Source organism: Gulosibacter sediminis, assembly GCF_014904065.1.
Lineage (GTDB): Bacteria > Actinomycetota > Actinomycetes > Actinomycetales > Microbacteriaceae > Gulosibacter > Gulosibacter sediminis.
Genome location: NZ_JACXJG010000005.1, coordinates 193,424 through 213,873 on the forward strand (window position 1 = coordinate 193,424; position 20,450 = coordinate 213,873).

17 protein-coding genes and 1 pseudogene are annotated in these 20,450 nt (G+C 66.7%); 15 read left to right on the forward strand and 3 right to left on the reverse strand.

All coding sequences use genetic code 11. The features are described from left to right. Position 1 precedes the first annotated feature (1 nt). The 8 genes from ID132_RS02835 to rpsA all read left to right on the forward strand — a co-directional run bounded on the left by ID132_RS02835 (position 2) and on the right by rpsA (position 9,167). Positions 2 to 754, forward strand: a complete 753-nt coding sequence (locus ID132_RS02835; protein WP_193127805.1) for an EI24 domain-containing protein — start codon at positions 2 to 4, stop codon at positions 752 to 754. A gap of 9 nt (positions 755 to 763) precedes the next feature. Next, on the forward strand, positions 764 to 2,437 hold the full coding sequence (locus ID132_RS02840; RefSeq protein WP_193127806.1) for a DUF885 domain-containing protein: 1,674 nt from the start codon (positions 764 to 766) through the stop codon (positions 2,435 to 2,437). Beyond that, the gene (locus tag ID132_RS02845; RefSeq protein ID WP_193127807.1) at positions 2,434 to 3,057 is read left to right on the forward strand and encodes a maleylpyruvate isomerase N-terminal domain-containing protein; all 624 of its coding nucleotides are present in this window, start codon (positions 2,434 to 2,436) and stop codon (positions 3,055 to 3,057) included. Before ID132_RS02840 ends, ID132_RS02845 begins: the two co-directional genes overlap by 4 nt. Before the next feature lie 76 nt (positions 3,058 to 3,133). Next, positions 3,134 to 4,327: a GAF domain-containing protein gene (locus ID132_RS02850; protein WP_193127808.1), complete on the forward strand. Its 1,194-nt coding sequence runs from the start codon at positions 3,134 to 3,136 to the stop codon at positions 4,325 to 4,327. Positions 4,328 to 4,429: 102 nt separating this feature from the next. Further along, positions 4,430 to 5,953 (forward strand): acetaldehyde dehydrogenase ExaC, encoded by a 1,524-nt coding sequence (gene exaC, locus ID132_RS02855; RefSeq protein WP_193127809.1) that lies wholly within the window; start codon positions 4,430 to 4,432, stop codon positions 5,951 to 5,953. A gap of 55 nt (positions 5,954 to 6,008) precedes the next feature. Then, complete coding sequence (gene adhP, locus ID132_RS02860; RefSeq protein ID WP_193127810.1) at positions 6,009 to 7,037, forward strand: alcohol dehydrogenase AdhP; 1,029 nt, start codon at positions 6,009 to 6,011, stop codon at positions 7,035 to 7,037. Between the two features lie 71 nt (positions 7,038 to 7,108). Continuing rightward, positions 7,109 to 7,540: a DUF779 domain-containing protein gene (locus tag ID132_RS02865; protein ID WP_125105882.1), complete on the forward strand. Its 432-nt coding sequence runs from the start codon at positions 7,109 to 7,111 to the stop codon at positions 7,538 to 7,540. A 169-nt stretch (positions 7,541 to 7,709) separates the two neighbouring features. Then, positions 7,710 to 9,167, forward strand: coding sequence for a 30S ribosomal protein S1 (gene rpsA, locus ID132_RS02870; protein ID WP_125105883.1), 1,458 nt, complete (start codon positions 7,710 to 7,712; stop codon positions 9,165 to 9,167). 72 nt (positions 9,168 to 9,239) lie between these two features. On the opposite strand, the gene ID132_RS02875 is transcribed toward rpsA, so the two are convergent. After that, positions 9,240 to 9,857, reverse strand: coding sequence for a DUF4126 domain-containing protein (locus ID132_RS02875; protein WP_193127811.1), 618 nt, complete (start codon positions 9,855 to 9,857; stop codon positions 9,240 to 9,242). Positions 9,858 to 9,921: 64 nt separating this feature from the next. Between ID132_RS02875 and coaE the strand changes: the two genes are divergently transcribed. Further along, positions 9,922 to 10,239 (forward strand): dephospho-CoA kinase, encoded by a 318-nt coding sequence (gene coaE, locus ID132_RS14285; RefSeq protein ID WP_268898483.1) that lies wholly within the window; start codon positions 9,922 to 9,924, stop codon positions 10,237 to 10,239. A 16-nt stretch (positions 10,240 to 10,255) separates the two neighbouring features. Continuing rightward, on the forward strand, positions 10,256 to 10,600 hold the full coding sequence (locus tag ID132_RS14290) for a dephospho-CoA kinase (protein WP_328743527.1): 345 nt from the start codon (positions 10,256 to 10,258) through the stop codon (positions 10,598 to 10,600). Here ID132_RS14290 and ID132_RS02885 read toward each other — a convergent pair. Beyond that, positions 10,587 to 11,018 (reverse strand): YigZ family protein, encoded by a 432-nt coding sequence (locus tag ID132_RS02885; protein WP_413229343.1) that lies wholly within the window; start codon positions 11,016 to 11,018, stop codon positions 10,587 to 10,589. The genes ID132_RS14290 and ID132_RS02885 overlap by 14 nt on opposite strands. A gap of 25 nt (positions 11,019 to 11,043) precedes the next feature. After that, positions 11,044 to 11,376, reverse strand: coding sequence for a YigZ family protein (locus ID132_RS14610; protein ID WP_459562424.1), 333 nt, complete (start codon positions 11,374 to 11,376; stop codon positions 11,044 to 11,046). On the opposite strand from ID132_RS14610, the gene uvrB reads away from it, so the two are divergent. The 5 genes and pseudogenes from uvrB to uvrC all read left to right on the forward strand — a co-directional run bounded on the left by uvrB (position 11,364) and on the right by uvrC (position 20,373). After that, positions 11,364 to 13,430, forward strand: coding sequence for an excinuclease ABC subunit UvrB (gene uvrB, locus ID132_RS02890; RefSeq protein ID WP_125105887.1), 2,067 nt, complete (start codon positions 11,364 to 11,366; stop codon positions 13,428 to 13,430). The two genes, ID132_RS14610 and uvrB, sit on opposite strands and share 13 nt — an antisense overlap. A gap of 107 nt (positions 13,431 to 13,537) precedes the next feature. Next, positions 13,538 to 14,347: a hypothetical protein gene (locus ID132_RS02895; RefSeq protein WP_164509675.1), complete on the forward strand. Its 810-nt coding sequence runs from the start codon at positions 13,538 to 13,540 to the stop codon at positions 14,345 to 14,347. A gap of 8 nt (positions 14,348 to 14,355) precedes the next feature. Next, a complete protein-coding gene (gene rlmN / locus ID132_RS02900; protein WP_193127812.1) occupies positions 14,356 to 15,579 on the forward strand; it encodes a dual-specificity RNA methyltransferase RlmN in 1,224 nt (407 codons plus the stop codon). 59 nt (positions 15,580 to 15,638) lie between these two features. Beyond that, positions 15,639 to 18,511 (forward strand): annotated as a pseudogene (uvrA, locus tag ID132_RS13490) (excinuclease ABC subunit UvrA). After that, entirely contained in the window at positions 18,508 to 20,373 is a 1,866-nt protein-coding gene (gene uvrC, locus ID132_RS13495) for an excinuclease ABC subunit UvrC (RefSeq protein ID WP_193127813.1), read from the forward strand. The pseudogene uvrA and the gene uvrC overlap by 4 nt, the downstream one beginning before the upstream one ends. Positions 20,374 to 20,450: the final 77 nt, after the last annotated feature.

Sequence of the window (20,450 nt, forward strand, 5' to 3'; positions counted from 1 at the left end):
CGTGGGGGAGTTCGCGAGTGGTATCGGCCTCTTCTTCCGGGGCGTCGGGTTTTGGGCCCGGCGCCCGAAGCTCTTGGCCATCGGCGCGGTGCCCGCCCTCATTACGACGGTGCTCTACGGCATCGCGCTCGTATGGCTGTTCAGCAGCGTCGACGACTTCGCGGTGCGGCTCACACCCTTCGCCGAGTCGTGGGCCGAGCCATGGCAGACGATCATCCGGGTCGCCGTCGCGGGTGCGTTCCTGGTGGGTGGCTTCGCGGCCATGGTGTTCACCTTTGCCGCGGTCACGCTGACGATCGCGGCGCCGTTCATCGACAACATCCAGGAGCGCGTCGACCGCGAGCTCGGNGGCGTCGACCCCATCGACGAAGGGTTCTGGCCCTCGGTACGCCGGGGCATCGGCGACGGGGTGCGGCTGTTCGGCATGGGCCTGTTCGCCGCAGTGATCGTGTTCGTCTGCGGCCTGCTGCCGCTCGTGGGCTCACTCATCGGCTGGCTGCTCGGTGCGTACTTTGCCGGGCGCGCGTTCGCCGTCGATCTTACGGGCACGCCAGGGGATGCCCGCGGCATCCCGCTGACCGTGCGGCAGCAACTGCTCTCCTCGAACCGCGCCAAGTCGCTCGGCTTCGGCGTCGCGGTGTACCTTTCGTTTCTCATTCCGCTCGGCGCCGTCGTCGGCACACCCGCGGCAGCGGTCGGCGGCACCCTGCTGCTGCGCGAGCTCCGCGGCGAGCCCACGGAGGCGCGTCGGTAGGGTAGCGGCATGACGCACCGCGAGCCCACCGAAATTGACGCCCTTGCCGAACGCTTCGTCGACGCGACGACCGCCCTCCAACCCGAGTCGCGGGTGTACCGGGGGAGCGAGGGCGACAAGACCGAGTACCAGGACTACTCGCCGAACGGCGTGGCCGCCCTCGGCGAGCTCTACGCGGCGACCCGGCGCGAGCTTGTCGCCCTCGACGCGGTCGACGACGTTGACGTCGTCACGAAGCTCGACCTCGACCGCGTGCTCGAGCTCGGCGGCCAGCGCATTGACGCGGGCTGGTACCAGCGCGACCTCAACAACCTTGCGAGCCCCCTGCAGGAGATCCGCGACATCTTCGACCTGATGCCCACCGACGGCGACGACGACTGGCACGACATCGCCGGGCGCATGGCGAACGTCGGCGGTGCGGTTGACGGGTACATCGCGTCGCTTCGCGAGGGGCTGCGGGGCGGCAACACGCCGGCGGCCCGCCAGGTGGAGATCGGTGCGCGCCAGCTCGACGAATTCGCTCCCGGCGCCGGGTTCTTCCACGACCTTGCCGGCCGCGGTGCGGCGGCGTCGGGCGTCAACGCGAGTGCGCTTGCGTCCGGCGCCGAGGCTGCGACGGCGGCGTTCGCGCGCCTGCGCGGATTCCTCAGCGACGAGCTCGCCCCCGAGGCTCGCACCGACGACGCGGTCGGCCGCGACCTCTACGAGCTCGCGTCGCGCGAATTCCTCGGCGCCCGCGTCGATCTCGACGAGTACTACGAGTGGGGCACCGAGGAACTCGAGCGAATGCGCGTCGAGCAGGAGGCGATCGCCCGCGAGATCCTCCCGGGCGCCACCGTCGCGGAGGCCATCGCGCACCTCGACCAGGCCGGCGAACACCGACTCAACGGCACCGACGAACTGCAGCGGTGGATGCAGCGCACCGCCGACGAGGCCGTCGCCGCACTGAACGGCACCCACTTCGACATTCCCGAGCCGGTGCAGCGCATCGAGTGCATGATCGCACCGACGCAGACCGGCGGCATCTACTACACGGGCCCGAGTGACGACTTCTCGCGGGCGGGCCGCATGTGGTGGTCGGTGCCCGAGGGCGTCACCGAGTTCGACACCTGGCGCGAGCTGACGACCGTGTACCACGAGGGCGTGCCGGGTCACCACCTGCAGATCGGTCAGGCCGTGTACCTGCGCGACTCGCTCAACTCGTGGCGCCGCGAGGCCTGGACGAGCGGGCACGGCGAGGGCTGGGCGCTCTACGCCGAGCAGCTCATGGACCACCTCGGCTACCTCAAGACCCCGGCCGACCGGCTCGGCATGCTCGACGGGCAGCGGATGCGCGCGGCCCGCGTCGTGCTCGACATCGGCGTGCACCTCGGCAAGCAGATGCCAGGTGGCGGCGCGTGGACCTTCGAGTCCGCGCTGCAGTTCATGAGCGCGAACGTGAACATGAACGCCCCGTTCGTGAAGTTCGAGGTCGAGCGCTACTTCGGCTGGCCGGGTCAGGCGCCGGCGTACAAGATCGGCCAGCGGGTGTGGGAAGACCTCCGCGACGAGATCGCGCAGATTGAGGGCGAGAGCTTCGATCTCAAGGAGTTCCACCGCCGCGCACTCGCTATCGGCGGCTGCGGCCTCGACACGCTCCGCACCGCGGTGCGGCGGCTCTACGCGGACGGTGCTTCGCGATGACGCTCGTCCCGCCGGCACTCGACGCCAGCTTTCTCGCCGCGGCCGCCGCGTTCGTCGAGCTGGTCGATCGCGTGCCGGCGGGCATGCTCGCCGAGCCCGCGCTCGGCACGTGGAACCTCCGCGACCTCATCGGCCACACGACGCGAGCCCTGCGCACGGTTGCCATCTATCTCGACCGCCCGGCCGATCGCATCGAGCGTGCTGATGCGATCGAGTACTTCGAAGCGTGCCGCGACCCCGCGAACGCGCCGGTGGTCGCGGCGCGCGGCGTCGCCTCCGGCCGCGAGCTCGGCGACGACGTTCCGGCCGGCGTGCGACTCGCGTTCGACGACGTGGTCACCGCCCTCGGCCGCGTGCGCGACACCGACCCGGTCATCGAAACTGCCGCGGGCGGGATGCGATTGCACACCTACCTGCCCACGCGAACCTTCGAACTTGTCGTGCACTCGAGCGACATCGCGCAGGCCGCCGGGGTGAGCTACGAGCCGCCCGCCGCGGCGCTCGCCGAGGCGACCGAGCTCGTCCGCGGCCTCGCCCTCGCGCAGGGGCACGGGCTCGCGCTGGTTCGACGCCTCACTGGCCGAGAGTCCGGCGCCGAGCTGCCGGGCTCCGTGCTGTAACTATCGCGGCGGCGAAGCCTCAGAACGACACCAGGCGGCTGGCGTATGCTCGCAGCACCGTGACAAGGAGGTCAGGGTGAGTTTGCAACTGTCCTACATGGGCGAGGTCATCGCGGCGTCGCGAGACCGTTCGGTGCGTGCGCTCGGTTCGCCCGACAACGCGATGCCGCGCGCGGCCATCGCGCTCGACGACGTGCGCGAATGGCGCGGCGAGACCCCGCTCGCGCGGTACCTGCCCATGGTTACCGAACTGCTCGGCGAACCCCTGCGCGAGAGCGGGCTCGTGGTCGCGCTCGGGGACGCGGCCGGCCGCCTGCTCTGGGTCGACGGCGATCCTCGGATGCGCGGCGCCGTGGCCGACATGGGCTTCGTTCCCGGCGCCGACTGGTCGGAGGACACCGTGGGTACGAGCGCGCCGGGCACGGCCCTCATCGCCAACCGAGCCGTGCTCGTGGCGGGCGACGAGCACTTCGCGCCGACCGTGCATCCATTCAGCTGCACCGCCGTGCCCGTGCACAACCTCGCGACCGGCGAGGTGCTCGGCGTGCTCGACATCACGGGTGGCGCCGCCGCCGTGAGCTCGGCGAGCCTCGCGATGCTGCGCGCCACGGCGCGCGCGATCGAGACCGAGGAGCAGCTGCGCCACTTCCGCACCGGCATGCGCGTGGCGCCCACACAGGCGGCGCCGTCGCGCCCGTGCCTGCGGCTGCTCGGCCGCGACGTTGCCCGCCTCGAGTCGCCCGACGCCGCGCCGGTCGAGCTGAGCCGCCGGCATTCCGAGTTGCTCGCCCTACTCGCGGCCCACCCCGAGGGCCTGCGCAGCGGCGAACTGGCCGATCTCATGCACGAGCAGGGCATCCCTGCCGTCACGCTCCGCGCCGAACTCGTAAGGTTGCGGCAGGTGCTCGGTACGGCGCTGCCGGGGGTTCAGCTTGAGTCGCGCCCCTACCGGCTTTCGGTGCCGCTCGGCACCGACGCAGGCCAGGTGCTCGACGCCGTCGACCGAGGCGCGCACCGCCAGGCCCTGCGCGACTACCGCGGCGCCGTGCTGCCGGCTTCCGACGCCCCGGGCATCGTCGCGCTGCGTGAACGCACGCGCGCAACCCTGCGCGAGGCACTGCTCGAATTCGCGAGCGCCGAAGCCCTGCTCGCCTGGCTCGAGGTGCCGGGGAACGACGACGATGCCGAGGTGCAACTCGAACTGCTGCGCCTGTTGCCGCCGCGCTCGCCGAAGCGCGCCGGCCTCGTCGCGCAACTCGGCGCGCGCTAGGAGGCGTGCAACCCAACTGCAACCTTCCCCTCGCTACGGTCATGACACGTGCATTTCAGCTGCACGAATCGGAGATCCACGACAACGAAGTCAAGGAGCATCATGACCGTTTATGCGAACCCCGGCACCCAGGGCGCCGTGATGGAGTACCGCAGCCGTTACGAGCACTACATCGGGGGTGAGTGGGTGGCCCCCGTCAAGGGGGAGTACTTCGAGAACATCTCGCCGGTGAACGGCCAGGTCTTCTGCGAGGTCGGCCGCGGCACCGCGGAAGACATCGAAGCCGCCCTCGACGCCGCGCACGCCGCGAAGGAGGGCTGGGGCAAGACCTCCGTCGCCGAGCGCTCGCTCGTACTCAACCGCATCGCCGACCGCATCGAGGAAAACCTCGAGAAGATCGCCGTCGCCGAGACCTGGGACAACGGCAAGCCCGTGCGCGAAACTCTCGCCGCCGACATTCCGCTCGCCGTCGACCACTTCCGCTACTTTGCCGGCGTGATTCGGGCACAGGAGGGCACGCTTTCGCAGCTCGACGACAATACGACGGCCTACCACTTCCACGAGCCCCTCGGCGTCGTCGGCCAGATCATCCCCTGGAACTTCCCGCTGCTCATGGCGACGTGGAAGCTCGCCCCTGCGCTCGCGGCGGGTAACTGCGTCGTACTCAAGCCTGCCGAGCAGACGCCGGCCTCGATCCTCTACCTGTTCGAGCTCATCGGCGACCTGCTGCCCGCCGGTGTCGTGAACATCGTCAACGGCTTCGGCGTCGAGGCTGGTAAGCCGCTCGCTTCGAACCCGCGCATCTCGAAGATTGCCTTCACTGGCGAGACGACGACCGGCCGCTTGATCATGCAGTACGCCTCGCAGAACATCATCCCCGTCACCCTCGAACTCGGCGGCAAGTCGCCGAACCTCTTCTTCGAAGACGTCATGCAGCAGGACGACGCGTACTTCGACAAGGCACAGGAGGGCTTCACGCTCTTCGCGCTCAACCAGGGCGAGGTCTGCACGTGCCCATCGCGTGCGCTCGTGCAGGCGTCGATCTACGACAACTTCCTCGACGCCGTTACCGAGCGCACGAGCAAGATCGTGCAGGGCAACCCGCTCGACACGAACACACAGATCGGTGCGCAAGCGTCGAACGACCAGCTCGAGAAGATCCTGAGCTACATCGACATCGGCAAACAGGAGGGTGCCAAGGTGCGCATCGGTGGCGAGCGCGCCGACCTCGGCGGCGACCTCGCGGGCGGTTACTACGTCAACCCGACGATCTTCGAGGGGGACAACTCGATGCGCATCTTCCAGGAGGAGATCTTCGGGCCCGTCGTCGCGGTGACGAAGTTCGACGACTTCGACGACGGCATCCGCATCGCCAACGACACGCTCTACGGTCTCGGCGCGGGCGTCTGGTCGCGCTACCAGAACACCGCCTACCGCGCCGGCCGCGCGATTCAGGCTGGTCGCGTCTGGGTGAACCAGTACCACGCGTACCCCGCCCACTCGGCGTTCGGTGGCTACAAGTCCTCGGGCATCGGCCGCGAGAACCACCTGATGATGCTCGAGCACTACCAGAACACCAAGAACCTGCTCGTGAGCTACGACGAAAACAAGCTTGGCTTCTTCTAAGCCGACCGACCCCGCAACAAGATCATTCGCTGAACGTTCAAAGGAGAACCTGAAGATGAACACCCAGATCAAGGCCGCGGTCGTCACGGCATTCCAGCAGCCCCTGTCCGTCGAAACCAATTACGAACTGCCCGAGCCCGGGCCCAACCAGGCCCTCGTGAAGCTCGTCACGTCGGGTGTTTGCCACACCGACCTGCACGCCGCCGAGGGTGACTGGCCGGTGAAGCCGAGCCCGCCGTTCGTGCCGGGTCACGAGGGCGTCGGCGAGGTCGTCGCAGTCGGCCCCGGTGTCACCGACGTCAAGGTCGGCGACATGGTCGGCAACGCCTGGCTGTGGAGCGCGTGTGGCTCGTGTGAGTACTGCGAGACGGGTTGGGAGACCCTGTGCGAGCAGCAGCGCAACGGTGGCTATTCGGTCGACGGCTCGTTCGGCGATCACATGATCGTCGACACGCGCTACGCGGCACGTATTCCCGAGGGCGCCGACCCCGTCGAGGTCGCGCCCGTGCTCTGCGCCGGTGTCACGGTGCTCAAGGCGCTCAAGCGCACCGAGGCCCGCCCCGGCCAGTGGGTCGCCATTACCGGTATCGGTGGCCTTGGCCACATCGCGATTCAGTATGCGAAGGCGCTCGGCCTGCGGGTCGCAGCGGTTGACATCGCGGATGAGAAGCTCGAGCTCGCGCGCAAGCACGGCGCCGAGATCACCGTTAACGCCAAGAACGAGGATCCGATCGAGGCGATCCAGAAGGCGACGGGCGGTGTGCACGGCGTGGTCGTGACCGCCGTGCATCCCGCCGCCTTCGGCCAGGCAATCGGCTTCGCCCGCCGCGGTGGCACGATCGTGTTCGTTGGCCTGCCGGCCGGCGACTTCCCGGCACCGATCTTCGAGGTCGTGCTCAAGGGCCTGACGATTCGAGGCTCGATCGTGGGCACCCGCCGCGACCTCAAGGAGGCGCTCGAGTTCTACGCGCGCGGCCTCATTCACCCGACGGTTGCGACCCGGCCGCTCGAGGAGATCAACGAGGTCTTCGACGAAATGCGCCAAGGCAAGATCGATGGCCGCGTAGTCATCGACTACCGCTAGATTGGATTGAGCGCGGGCGGGAGGCGACCGTAGGTCGCCTCCCGCCCCGTCACCAGTTCAGGGAGGACGACATGTCCGAGATCAACGAAGAAGTTGTGATCAGCCCGGCGATCGAAGCGCGCCCGGTGATTGAAGGCGAGACCCAGTCGCGGGTCGGGCTTTCTGCGACGGCGGTCGAGCTGCTGCAGGAGCTGGCCGAGCGCAATGGCCCGCTAATGTTTCATCAGTCCGGTGGGTGCTGCGATGGTTCAGCCCCGATGTGCTACCCGGCGGGCGACTTTCTCACCGGCGATGCCGACGTGCTGCTCGGCGTGTTCGAGCTTCCGAACAGCTCGGGTGATGGCTCGAGCGAGCTCGAGTTCTGGATGTCGAGGGAACAGTTCGAGTACTGGCGGCACACTCGCTTGCTCGTCGACGCTGTGCCCGGCCGCGGCGCCGGTTTTTCGCTCGAGGGGCCGACCGGAAAACGGTTCCTGATACGGTCGACTTTGCTCGACTCCTAGGTGATTTCGTAGGGCGTACCAAATTGGAATTCCGGCGGATTCTCAGGTAGGCTTGTAGAGCACTTTTGTGCGTCTACAACTATCCGTTTCCCATTCGGCACAGGACAGCGGCGCGAGCTGCTGGCGTCGAATCGGGCCGACACAATTATCCAGCTGGAGTACCAACTACATGACGAACACCACGACCGAATCGGCTAAATCGCAGATCGCCGTCAACGACATCGGCACTGCTGAGGACTTCCTCGCCGCGGTCGAAGAGACGATGAAGTACTTCAACGACGGTGACCTCATCACCGGTACCGTCGTTCGAATCGACCGTGACGAGGTACTCCTCGACGTCGGTTACAAGACCGAGGGTGTCATCCCCTCGCGTGAACTCTCGATCAAGCACGACGTCGACCCCAACGAGGTTGTTGAGCTCGGCGACGAGATCGAAGCACTTGTCATCCAGAAGGAAGACAAGGAAGGTCGCCTCCTCCTCTCGAAGAAGCGCGCACAGTACGAGCGCGCCTGGGGCGATGTCGAGAAGATCAAGGAAGACGACGGCGTCGTCACCGGTACCGTCATCGAGGTCGTCAAGGGTGGCCTCATCGTCGACATCGGGCTCCGCGGCTTCCTCCCCGCTTCGCTCATCGAGCTTCGTCGCGTCCGCGACCTCACCCCGTACCTGGGCCAGGAAATCGAGGCGAAGATCCTCGAGCTCGACAAGAACCGCAACAACGTCGTGCTCTCGCGCCGTGCGCTCCTCGAGCAGACCCAGTCGGAGACCCGCGCCAACTTCCTCAACCAGCTCCAGAAGGGTCAGGTTCGCAAGGGTGTTGTCTCGTCGATCGTGAACTTCGGTGCGTTCGTCGACCTCGGCGGCGTTGACGGCCTCGTCCACGTCTCGGAGCTCAGCTGGAAGCACATCGACCACGCTTCGGAGGTCGTCGAGGTTGGCCAGGAAGTCACCGTCGAGGTGCTCGAGGTCGACATGGACCGCGAGCGCGTTTCGCTCTCGCTGAAGGCGACGCAGGAAGACCCGTGGCAGGTGCTCGCTCGCACCCACGCGATCGGTCAGATCGTGCTCGGCAAGGTCACCAAGCTCGTTCCGTTCGGTGCGTTCGTTCGCGTCGCCGACGGCATCGAAGGCCTCGTGCACATCTCGGAGCTGTCGAACCACCACATCGAGACCGCCGACCAGGTCGTCTCGGTTGGCAAGGAGCTCTTCGTCAAGATCATCGACATCGACCTCGAGCGTCGCCGCATCTCGCTGTCGCTGAAGCAGGCGAACGAGGGCGTTGACCCCGAGGGCACCGACTTCGACCCCGCCACCTACGGCATGCTCGCCGAGTACGACGAGCAGGGCAACTACAAGTACCCCGAAGGCTTCAACCCCGACACCAACGAGTGGATCGAGGGCTTCGAGGCACAGCGTGAGGCCTGGGAGCAGGAGTACGCGCTCGCCCAGTCGCGTTGGGAAGCTCACAAGGAGCAGGTCCGCGGCGCGATCGAGGCCGAGGCGAACGCCCCCGAGGCTACCGAGCAGGGCGGTTCGGCCTTCTCGAGCGAGTCGGAAGACGCGTTCGGCACCCTTGCCGACGACGCTTCGCTCGCCGCGCTTCGCGAGAAGCTCTCGGGTAACTAATTCCCGGTAGTCAGTAGACGGCCCGGCTCGATTCAATCGAGCCGGGCCGTTTCCTTGTTGGCGGGGCCCGCCTCAGCCGTTCCCCGTGGCGGAGCGCGCATTGCGCCGCGCGAGCATCCCACGCAGTCGCCGCGTCACCGCCACGGCCATGACGAACAGCCCGGCGAGCAGCACAAGCACGAGCACCGGCGCGAGCACGGCGCCGCTCGCCACGAGGCCAAAGCTCATCGCGTCCTCGCCGGTACTGAGCAGCGGGGCGGATGCGCCGACCGTCATCGCGTTCACGGCGGCCCGAGTCGACGTCTTCGTGAGATGCGTCACGAGGGCGATGATCGCGCCGAGCGCGATCGCCACCCAGAGGTGCGCTGAGAAGAACTGCGACGGTTCGTCAAGGCTCACGGTCTGCGCCGAGGTGCCGGCGCCAAACACGATGCCGCCGGATGCTGGGCGAACGACGGTCTGGACGATGTCGTTGACGGTGTCGATGGCGGGAATCTTGTCGGCGACAAGATCGAGCACCGTCAGCCCACCGATCACGACGAGCGCGATATCGCTCGAAAGCCAGTCCCACGCTGCTGGCAAGGTCATGAGGTCGGTGAACCGATCGAGCAGCCCGAGGATGAGCATCGGGAGGAAGGCACCGAGCCCGGCCGCGGCGGCGAGTCCCGTTCCGGTGAGTAGTTCCAGCAATTGAACCTCCTGTGGCAGTAGTCTGACAGAACGGGAGTCACCGTTGATTCGAGGAGGTAGCGACATGACCACCATCGCGCTCACCGGCGGCATCGCCTCCGGCAAGACGACCATCTCCAATCGGCTGCGCGAGCTCGGCGCCGTGATCATCGACGCCGACGAGATCGCTCGCGAGATTGTCGAGCCGGGACAGCCAGTGCTCGAGGCGATCGCGAAGCAGTTCGGAGAGGGCATCCTCGAGGCCGATGGTTCGCTCAACCGTGCCGCGCTCGCTGACATCGTGTTCGCGGACGAGGACGCTCGCCGCGCGCTGAATGACCTCACGCATCCTGAGATTCGCCGCATCACCGAGGNAGCGCATCGAGACGGAGCGCGCGGCTGATCCCTCGACCATCTTCGTGCACGACATTCCGCTGCTCGCCGAGACCCGCTCGAACTACGACTACGACGAGATCTGGGTGGCCGACGCCCCCGCAGAGGTGCGCGTCGATCGGCTCATCGCCGACCGCGGCATGACGCGCGAGGAGGCGCTGGCACGGATCGAGGCGCAGGCGAGCGACGAAGAGCGACGGCGGATCGCGGACGTCGTGCTCGACACGACCCGCCCGATCTCTGACACGATCGAGCTCGTCGACGAACTCTATTCGCGCCTGCGCATCACGGATCGCCTCGACGACGACGAGATCAGCTACGACGGCATGCCGGTGACCACGCCGCGCGAGGAGCGCATCAGCGACGACTAACGTCGACCCAGCTCGGTTCGAGCTCGGTCGGTGAAGCCTCGCCCGAGGTGATCGAGGCGAGGCGGGTGAGGAACTGCTCGCGGGCATCCTGCTGGTCGGGTACCGCGAGCCGAAGAGTCGCGCTGGCGGGTCCGTAGTCGGTGCCGAGCACTTCGACTCCCGCGGCCCGCAGCTCGTTTTCCCAGCGGCCTACCTGCGCGATGGGCGCGTCGACGGCGTAGCGGGCGAGCCGTTCGCGCGTCAGAAACTTGGCCGACGCGAGCGTTTGCGAGACGGTGTCGGAGTAGGCACGAACGAGGCCACCGGCTCCGAGCAATACGCCGCCGAAGTAGCGCACCACGACGATGATGATGTCGGAGAGATCGGGGCTCGGCGCGCCCGGCCGCACAAACTTCGTCAGGGCATCGAGCATGGGCACGCCCGCCGTGCCGCTCGGCTCGCCGTCATCGTTCGAACGCTGGATGCNGGCGCTCCGGACCGAGCGTGAACGCGGTGCAGTGGTGGCGGGCGAGCCGGTGTTCGGCGCGAACGAGCTCGATGTAGTCGCGGGCCTCGGACTCGGTCGAGACGCGCTCGGCATAGCCGAGAAAGCGGGATCGTTTGATCTCGAGTTCGTGCTCGGCGCTTGCCGCCAGCACACCGTATCGAGAGTCATCCGCCACGTTGCGTAGCTTAATCGCTCGGATCAGGCCTTCAGCGGTGCCCGCGCGTGCCTGGATGCGCTCCGCGGCTCGTGTCGGTGGCCCGACGTAGGGTTGAAGGCATGGAACCCACACGCAGCGTGCGCCCGTTCGAAGTGGTGAGCGAGTATCAGCCGGCCGGCGATCAGCCGCAGGCAATTTCCGAACTCACGAGTCGCATTAACGCCGGCGAGACCGACGTCGTGCTGCTCGGCGCCACTGGTACCGGTAAATCCGCCACTACGGCCTGGCTCATCGAACAGGTGCAGCGGCCGACGCTCGTGATGGCGCACAACAAGACGCTGGCGGCACAACTTGCGAACGAGTTTCGCCAGCTGCTGCCCAACAATGCGGTCGAGTATTTCGTCTCGTACTACGACTACTACCAGCCCGAGGCCTACGTACCGCAGACTGACACCTTCATCGAGAAGGACAGCTCGATCAACGATGAGGTTGAGCGCCTGCGCCACTCGGCGACGAACTCGCTGCTGTCGCGGCGCGACGTGGTCGTGGTGTCGACCGTGTCGTGCATCTACGGTCTCGGCAAGCCCGAGGAGTACTACAGCCAGATGGCGGCGCTGCACGTCGGCGATGTGATCGCGCGCGACGACCTCATTCGCCGCTTCATTTCGATGCAGTACACGCGCAATGACGTGGCCTTTCAGCGCGGCACGTTCCGTGTGCGCGGCGACACGATCGAGATCATCCCGGTTTACGAAGAGCTCGCGGTGCGCATTGAGATGTTTGGTGACGAGGTCGACGCGATCTCGATGCTCAACCCGCTCACCGGCAACGTGGTGCGACAGACCGACTCGGTGAGCATTTTCCCTGGCTCGCACTATGCGGCGAGCGAGAACGTGATGCACCGGGCGATGGATGGCATTCGTGACGAGCTGAAGTGGCGACTCGACGAACTCAACTCGCAGAACAAGCTGCTCGAGGCCCAGCGCCTCGAGATGCGCACGTCGTTCGACCTTGAGATGATGGAGCAGATCGGCTTCACCTCGGGCATCGAGAACTATTCGTTGCACATCGACGGTCGGCAGCCTGGCGAGCCACCGCACTGCCTGCTTGACTACTTCCCCGACGACTTCCTGCTCGTCATCGACGAGTCGCACGTCACGGTGCCGCAGATCGGCGCGATGTATGAGGGCGATGCCTCGCGCAAGCGCACCCTCGTCGACTACGGTTTTCGCCTGCCCTCCGCGCTCGACAACCGGCCGCTGCGCTGGGACGAATTTAAGGAGCGCGTCGGCCAGACGGTTTACCTCTCGGCCACGCCGGGCAAATACGAGCTCGCGCAGGCCGACGGCGTCGTCGAGCAGATCATTCGCCCCACCGGCCTCATCGACCCGAAGATCGTCGTCAAGCCGAGCGAGGGGCAGATCGACGACCTGCTCGAGACGATCCGCGAGCGCATCGAGCGCAACGAGCGCGTGCTCGTCACGACGCTGACGAAGCGGATGGCCGAGGAACTCACCGACTTCCTCGGTGAGCACGGGGTGCGGGTGCGGTACCTCCACTCCGACGTCGACACCCTGAAGCGCGTCGAGCTGCTCAGCGAGCTGCGCGCGGGCGTCTACGACGTGCTCGTCGGCATCAACCTGCTGCGCGAGGGCCTCGACCTGCCCGAGGTCTCGCTCGTCGCGATCCTCGACGCAGACAAGGAGGGCTTCCTGCGCTCGGCGACCTCGCTCATCCAGACAATCGGCCGCGCGGCCCGAAACGTGTCGGGCGAGGTGCACATGTACGCCGACAAGGAGACCGAGGCGATGCGCTTCGCGATCGAAGAGACCGAGCGGCGGCGCGAGCGACAGATCGCCTACAACACTGAGCACGGCATCGACCCGCAACCGCTGCGGAAGAAGATCAACGACATCACCGCGGTGCTCATGCGCGAGGGACAAGACACGCAGGAGCTCCTCGGCGACCGCGCGACCGACCCGCGCCGCAAGGCGCCGCCGAACCTGCGCCACGAGGGCATCGCCGCCGAGGGGGCCGACCAACTTGAACAGATGATCGCCGACCTCAACGAGCAGATGCTCGCGGCCGCCGGCGAACTCAAGTTCGAGCTCGCGGCGCGGCTGCGCGACGAGCTCGCGGAGCTCAAGAAAGACCTGCGCAACATGGAACGGGCCGGGCACGCATAGTGGCGCAGATGCACGCTTCTTTCAGTCAGCTTGCTACCTCTGCGCTTGCCGGCCGCGCGGGATCAGTGCGGGAGGCGTTTCGATCTGCGCGGGCAACGGCCATCTTCGTGCTGGTGTTCGGCGCCATCATCGGCGCGATTACCCTCTTTGCGGTCATCAGCGGTCTCACGCAGCTCATCACCGGCATCGACCGAACGGATGCGGCGACGCCGACGTCGGCCCGGCTCACCGCCGTGCCGGGTCTGATCTTCGCGCTCGTGATGTTTGGGGTCGCGGTGTTCTTCATTGTCCGCTTCTTTCGCGACGCCTTCCGCAAGCAGCGCGTGGCGGCGCTGGCACGGGCGAACGGGCTCGAATTCGTAGGCTACCGTTCCGGCGCGCACCTGCGCGGCGTGGGCTTCCAGGCACCCGGTGACGCTCGCTGGCACTCGCACGTGGTTCGCGGCGTCGCCCAGGGGCACCCGTTCGAGCTCGGCGACTTCGAGGTTACCGAAGAACAGCGTTCCGCCAAGGGCCGCAAGCGCACCGTCACGGTCACGCGCTTCGCCTACCTCGCAGCCGGCATGCCGCTAAGAATCCCACACACGTTCTTCGACGCGACACAGAACGGCAAGTGGCGAAGGTGGACCGGCACCCTCGTGCGCTGGGATCTCGAGGGGCACTTCCCGACGCAGTTTCGCACGTTCACTGAGCGCGGTCGTGAGCGCGAGATGCTCGAGGTGATCTCGCCCGACATCATGCAGGTGTTCTCCGTCCACGGGCTCGGCCACGACATTGAGCTCAACGGCGCTCAGCTCATTCTCATGCACCCCGGCGCGAGTGTCGCGAAGCGGGCCCAGCTCGATGAGCTGCTGCTGCGGGGTAGTGCGATCACCGCAGAACTCGATTCGCGCATTCCTGCGTGGCATAGGGGATAATTGGGCAGATGAGCGAGCAGACGAGCAAACGACTTCGCGAGCGGCGAGCCGCACGCCCGCAGGTTCGCCCCACCGCCGAGGGCTGGATTCAGCCGATGGGCGCCGATGGCCGACCCCAGCTGCAGTTCGCCGCCAAGCAGCGGCGCACGCAACCCCCGGTGCACCTCGCCGACCTGTCGATGGCCGAGCGCCAGGAGCGCCTCAAGGAGCTCGGGCACCCGGCGTTCCGCGCGAAGCAGCTGTCGACGCACTACTTTCAGCACCACACGGCGAGCGCCGACGAGATGACCGACCTGCCCGCCGCATCCCGCGAGCAGCTCGTCGCCGACACGATGCCGCCGCTGCTCACCGAGGTGCGGCGCCTGCGCACCGACAACGGCGACACCATCAAGTTCCTGTGGAAGTGCTTCGACGGCGTGCTCGTCGAGTCGGTGCTCATGCGCTACCCAGGCCGCATCACGCTCTGTGTCTCGTCGCAGGCCGGCTGCGGCATGAACTGTCCCTTCTGCGCGACCGGCCAGAACGGGCTGACGCGCAACCTGTCAACGGCCGAGATTGTCGACCAGATTGTGCAGGCGAACCGCGCGATTGCCGCGGGCGAACTCGGAGGCACCCGCTCCGACGGCGTGCCGGAGCGCGTGCACAACATCGTGTTCATGGGCATGGGCGAGCCGCTCGCGAACTACAAGCGCATCATGAACGCCGTGCACCGCATGGTCGACCCGACACCCGAGGGCCTCGGCATGTCGGCGCGCGGCATCACTGTCTCAACGGTCGGCCTCGTGCCGGCGATCCGCAAGCTCAGCGATGAGGAGCTGCCGCTGACGTTTGCCCTGTCGCTGCACGCCCCTGACGACGAACTGCGCGACGACCTCATTCCGGTGAACAGCCGTTGGAAGGTCGATGAGGCGCTCGACGCCGCTCGCGAGTACTTCGACAAGACCGGCCGCCGGGTGTCGATCGAGTACGCGCTCATCAAGGACATGAACGACCACGGCTGGCGCGCCGACCTGCTTGCCGACAAACTCAACGAACGCGGGCGCGGCTGGGTGCACGTCAACCCGATTCCCCTCAACCCGACACCTGGTTCGATCTGGACGTCGTCCGAGCCCGAGGTCGCTGCCGAATTCGTCGAGCGACTGCGAGCAAAGGGAATTCCCACCACCATGCGCGACACCCGCGGCAAGGAGATCGACGGAGCCTGCGGTCAGCTCGCGGCGGCGAACGACTAGGCACTGCGCCGCCAGCGAATCCAGCGAACCATGTCGCTGGCGCGACGTACTCTTGTCGGGTGCCGAAATTATCTGCGAAGACTAGCCAGCTCACCTCGCTGCGCGTGCAGCACGCACGCGTGCACAACCTCAAAAACGTCGATGTTGAGGTGCCGAGAGACAGCCTGGTCGTGTTTACCGGGCTCTCGGGCTCGGGCAAGTCGTNCCTTCGACACGATCTTTGCCGAGGGGCAGCGCCGCTACGTCGAGTCGCTCTCGTCGTACGCGCGCATGTTTCTCGGGCAGGTCGATCGCCCCGACGTCGATATCATTGAGGGCCTGAGCCCGGCCGTCTCGATCGACCAGAAGTCGACGAACCGCAACCCGCGCTCGACGGTCGGCACGATCACCGAGATCTACGACTACATGCGCCTGCTGTGGGCGCGCATCGGCATCGCCCACTGCCCCGAGTGCGGCGAGCGCATCCAAGCCTCGACCGTGCAGCAGATCGCCGACACCCTCATGGAGGTGCCGGCCGGCACCCGCTATCAAGTCCTTGCGCCCGTCGTACAGCAGAAGAAGGGCGAGTTCGTCGACCTGCTGCAGTCGCTCTCGCAGCAGGGCTTTGTGCGCGCGGTGGTCGATGGCGAGCGGGTGCAGCTCGCGAGCCCGCCGACGCTGAAGAAGTCGTACAAGCACGATATTTCGGTGATCGTCGACCGCCTCGTCGCGAGTGATGATTTGCTCGGTCGGCTCACCGACTCGCTCGAAACCGCGCTACGGCTGGCGCAGGGTCGAGTGACGATCCAGTACGTCGATGCCGAGGGCGACGACGCTGAAGAGTCGTTCTCTGAGAACCTCGCGTGCCCGAACGGCCACGCCCTCGCGCTGTCCGAGATCGAGCCGCGCACGTTCTCGTTTAACGCGCCGTTCGGCGCATGCCCCGCCTGCGATGGCCTCGGTATTCGCATGGCCGTCGACGAAGACCTGATGATTGGTGACCCCGACGCCTCGATCGTCGAGGGTGCGATTTTGCCGTGGTCGTCGCAGGGTAAGTCGCTTTACCAGTACTACGAGCGACTGCTGTTCGGCGTTGCCGAAGAGCTCGGTTTCGACCTCAACACGCCGTGGCGCAAGCTTCCGAAGGACGTGCAGCAGACGCTGCTGCACGGCAAGGATTTCAAGGTACGGGTGAAGTACCGCAACCGCTTCGGTCGTCAGGTCACGTACTCTTCGGGCTTCGAGGGCGTCATCCCCTACATCGAACGGCAGTTCGCCGAGGCCGAGTCCGACGCGAAGCGGGACCGCTGGTCGCAGTACCTGCGTGAGGTGCCCTGCCCAGCGTGCGACGGCGCGCGCCTGCGCCCCGAGGTGCTCGCGGTCACGATCGCCGGCAAGTCCATCGCCGACGCGACGTTCATGTCGCTCGACAATGCGCTCGACTTCTTCACCAACCTCGACCTCTCGGAGCGCGAGGCGAAGGTCGGCGCCCAGGTGCTGCGCGAACTTCGCTCTCGCCTCGAGTTCCTCACCGAAGTGGGGCTCACCTACCTCAACCTCGCGCGCTCGGCCGGCAGCCTCTCGGGGGGCGAGGCCCAGCGCATCCGCCTCGCCACGCAGATCGGTGCCGGCCTCACGGGCGTGCTCTACGTGCTCGACGAGCCGTCGATCGGCCTGCACCAGCGCGACAACCGCCGCCTGATCGAGACGCTCGAAAAGCTGCGCGACCTCGGAAACACGCTCATCGTCGTCGAACACGACGAAGACACGATTCGTACGGCCGACTGGATCGTCGATATCGGGCCCGGCGCGGGGGAGTACGGCGGCGAGGTCGTGCACTCGGGCAGCTACGAGGGGCTCATTTCGAACCGCCAGTCGATCACCGGCGACTACCTTGCCGGCCGCCGCGAGATCACGACGCCGTCGAAGCGCCGCAAGCTCGACAAGAAGCGGAAGCTCACGGTTGTGGGCGCGCGGGCCAACAACCTGCAGAACGTCACGGTCGATTTCCCGCTCGGCGTGCTCACGGCAGTGACCGGCATCTCGGGCTCGGGCAAGTCGTNTCAACGACGTGCTCGAGAAAGTCCTCGCGAACAAGCTCAACGGCGCCCGCCAGGTGCCGGGCAAGCACACGCGAGTCAACGGCGTCGACCAACTCGACAAGGTCGTGCACGTCGACCAGGCACCGATCGGTCGCACGCCGCGCTCGAACCCGGCCACCTACACGGGGGTGTTCGACCGCATCCGCAATCTCTTCGCCGAGACGCCGGAGGCGAAGGTGCGCGGCTACCAGGCCGGTCGGTTCTCGTTCAACGTCAAGGGCGGCCGCTGCGAGGCCTGCCACGGCGACGGCACGCTGAAGATCGAGATGAACTTCCTCCCCGACGTCTACGTGCAGTGCGAGACCTGCCACGGCAAGCGGTACAACCGCGAGACGCTGCAGGTGCTCTACAAGGGCAAGAACATCGCCGAAGTCCTCGAGATGCCCATCTCGGAGGCGGCGGAGTTCTTCGCGCCGATCAGCGCGATCCACCGCTACCTGCAGACCCTCGTCAATGTGGGGCTCGGCTACGTTCGCCTCGGCCAGGCGGCGACGACGCTCTCGGGCGGAGAGGCGCAGCGCGTGAAGCTCGCGACGGAACTGCAGAAGCGCTCGAACGGCCGCACCGTGTATGTGCTCGACGAGCCCACGACGGGTCTGCACTTCGAGGACGTCCGCAAGCTGCTCATGGTGCTCCAGAGCCTCGTCGACAAGGGCAACACGGTCATCGTGATCGAGCACAACCTCGACGTCATCAAGAGCGCCGATTGGGTCATCGACATGGGACCCGAGGGCGGAGCCGGCGGCGGCACAGTCGTGGCCGAAGGCACGCCAGAGAAGGTGGCAACGGTCGGGGCGAGCGCGACAGGCGAGTTCCTCGCCGACATCCTCGGTATCGCCCGACGCTCGTGAGCACCTACCTCGAGTGGCGGCCGAAGCCGGCGGACATTCCCGACAAACCGGGCGTGTACCGCTGGCTCGACGCCTCGGGCCGCATCCTCTACGTCGGCAAAGCAAAGCGGCTGAGGCAGCGACTCGCGAATTATTTCGCGGCGCTCGAGACGCTGCCCGAGCGAACGCGGCGCATGGTCACGACGGCCTCGACGGTGCGGTGGACCGTCGTCCAGAACGAGATCGAAGCGCTGCAGCTCGAGTACAGCCTCATTCAGGAGTACTCGCCGCCATTCAATGTGCGGTTGAAGGACGACAAATCGTACCCGTTCATGGCGATCACGCTCGCCGACGAGGCCCCGCGCGTCATGGTGACCCGCAACACCCACATCAAGGGCGCCCGGTACTTCGGGCCGTACCCGAAGGTCTGGGCGGTGAACGAGGCCATCGACCTCATGATTCGGGTGCTGCCGATTCGCACGTGCAACGACACGAACTACCGCCGGGCGATGCAAACCGGCAAGCCATGCTTTGCAGGCCAGATCGGCCGCTGCGGCGGGCCCTGTTCGCAGCAAGTGTCGATCGAGGAGCATCGTGCGCGCGTCGACGAGTTCGTGCGCATCATGGAGACGTATGACCGCTCGATCCTCGACGACCTGACAGCGCAGATGCAACTCGCCGCCATCGAGATGCGGTACGAGGATGCGGCCACGATTCGCGACCGCATCAGCGCGTTCGAGGCGGTGCTCGCGAAGTCCGCCGTGGTGCTGCCAGACAAGGCCGACGCCGATGTCTACGGCCTCGCGGAAGACGAGCTGGCAGCGTCGGTGCAGCTGTTCTCGGTGCGCCGCGGCCGCATCCGCGGCGTGCGCGGCTGGGTGCTCGACAAAGAACTCGACGTCGACACCGCAACGCTCATGCAGCAGGTGCTGCAGGATGTGTACGGGGCACAGGAGCAGCATCCCGCCCGCGAGGTGATCGTGCCGTCGCTGCCCGATGACCATGTCGCGCTCGAGGAGGTGCTCACGAAGGTGCGCGGTTCACGGGTGCAACTCCGCACCGCCCAGCGCGGCGTGAAGGGCGAGTTGCTCAAGACCGCCCAGTTCAACGCGACCGAAGCGCTGAAGCAGTACAAGCTCAAGCGTACCGCCGACTTCGTCTCTCGCACCGATGCCCTGAACGACCTGCGCGAGGCGCTCGGCATGGCCGAAGCGCCGCTGCGCATCGAGTGCTATGACGTTTCGCACCTGCAGGGAACGGGCGTTGTCGCGTCGATGGTGGTGTTCGAAGATGGCCTCCCGAAGAAGCGTGACTACCGTCGATTCAATATCGCGAACACCACTGACGACACAGACTCGATCTACCAAGTGCTCACGCGGCGCCTCGCGTACCTCAATGCCGAGGAGGCGCCGAAGGAGGGCGACAAGTTCGCGTACCGACCGCAGCTGCTGCTGATTGATGGCGGCCAGCCCCAGGTCGCGGCGGCCAAGCGGGCGCTCGACGACGCCGGGGTAGGGGAGATCACCATTACTGGCATCGCGAAGCGGCTCGAGGAGCTCTGGCTGCCCGACGACGACTTCCCAGTGATCCTGCCGCGCTCCTCTGAGGCGCTGTTCCTCGTGCAGCGACTGCGCGACGAAGCCCACCGCTTCGCGATCACGGCGCAGCGTAAGTCGCGAAGCCGCGACATCCGTTCGCAGCTGGCCGATGTGCCGGGTCTTGGCCCCGCGCGGATCCGCGAGCTGCTGAAACACTTCGGCTCGGTGAAGCGCTTGCGGGCGGCGGGCGAGGATGAATTGCTCGAGGTTTCGGGCATTGGCACGGCGACCGCGGCGGCGATCCGAACTGCGCTGTCCGCCGGAAGCTCAGGCGATGGTCGCTAGGCTAGTCGTCGACGGGGCGCCGTGAGATCCGTCTTGCGAGCAAGGAGCACAGCGTGACTTTTGGTGGAGCTAATGGA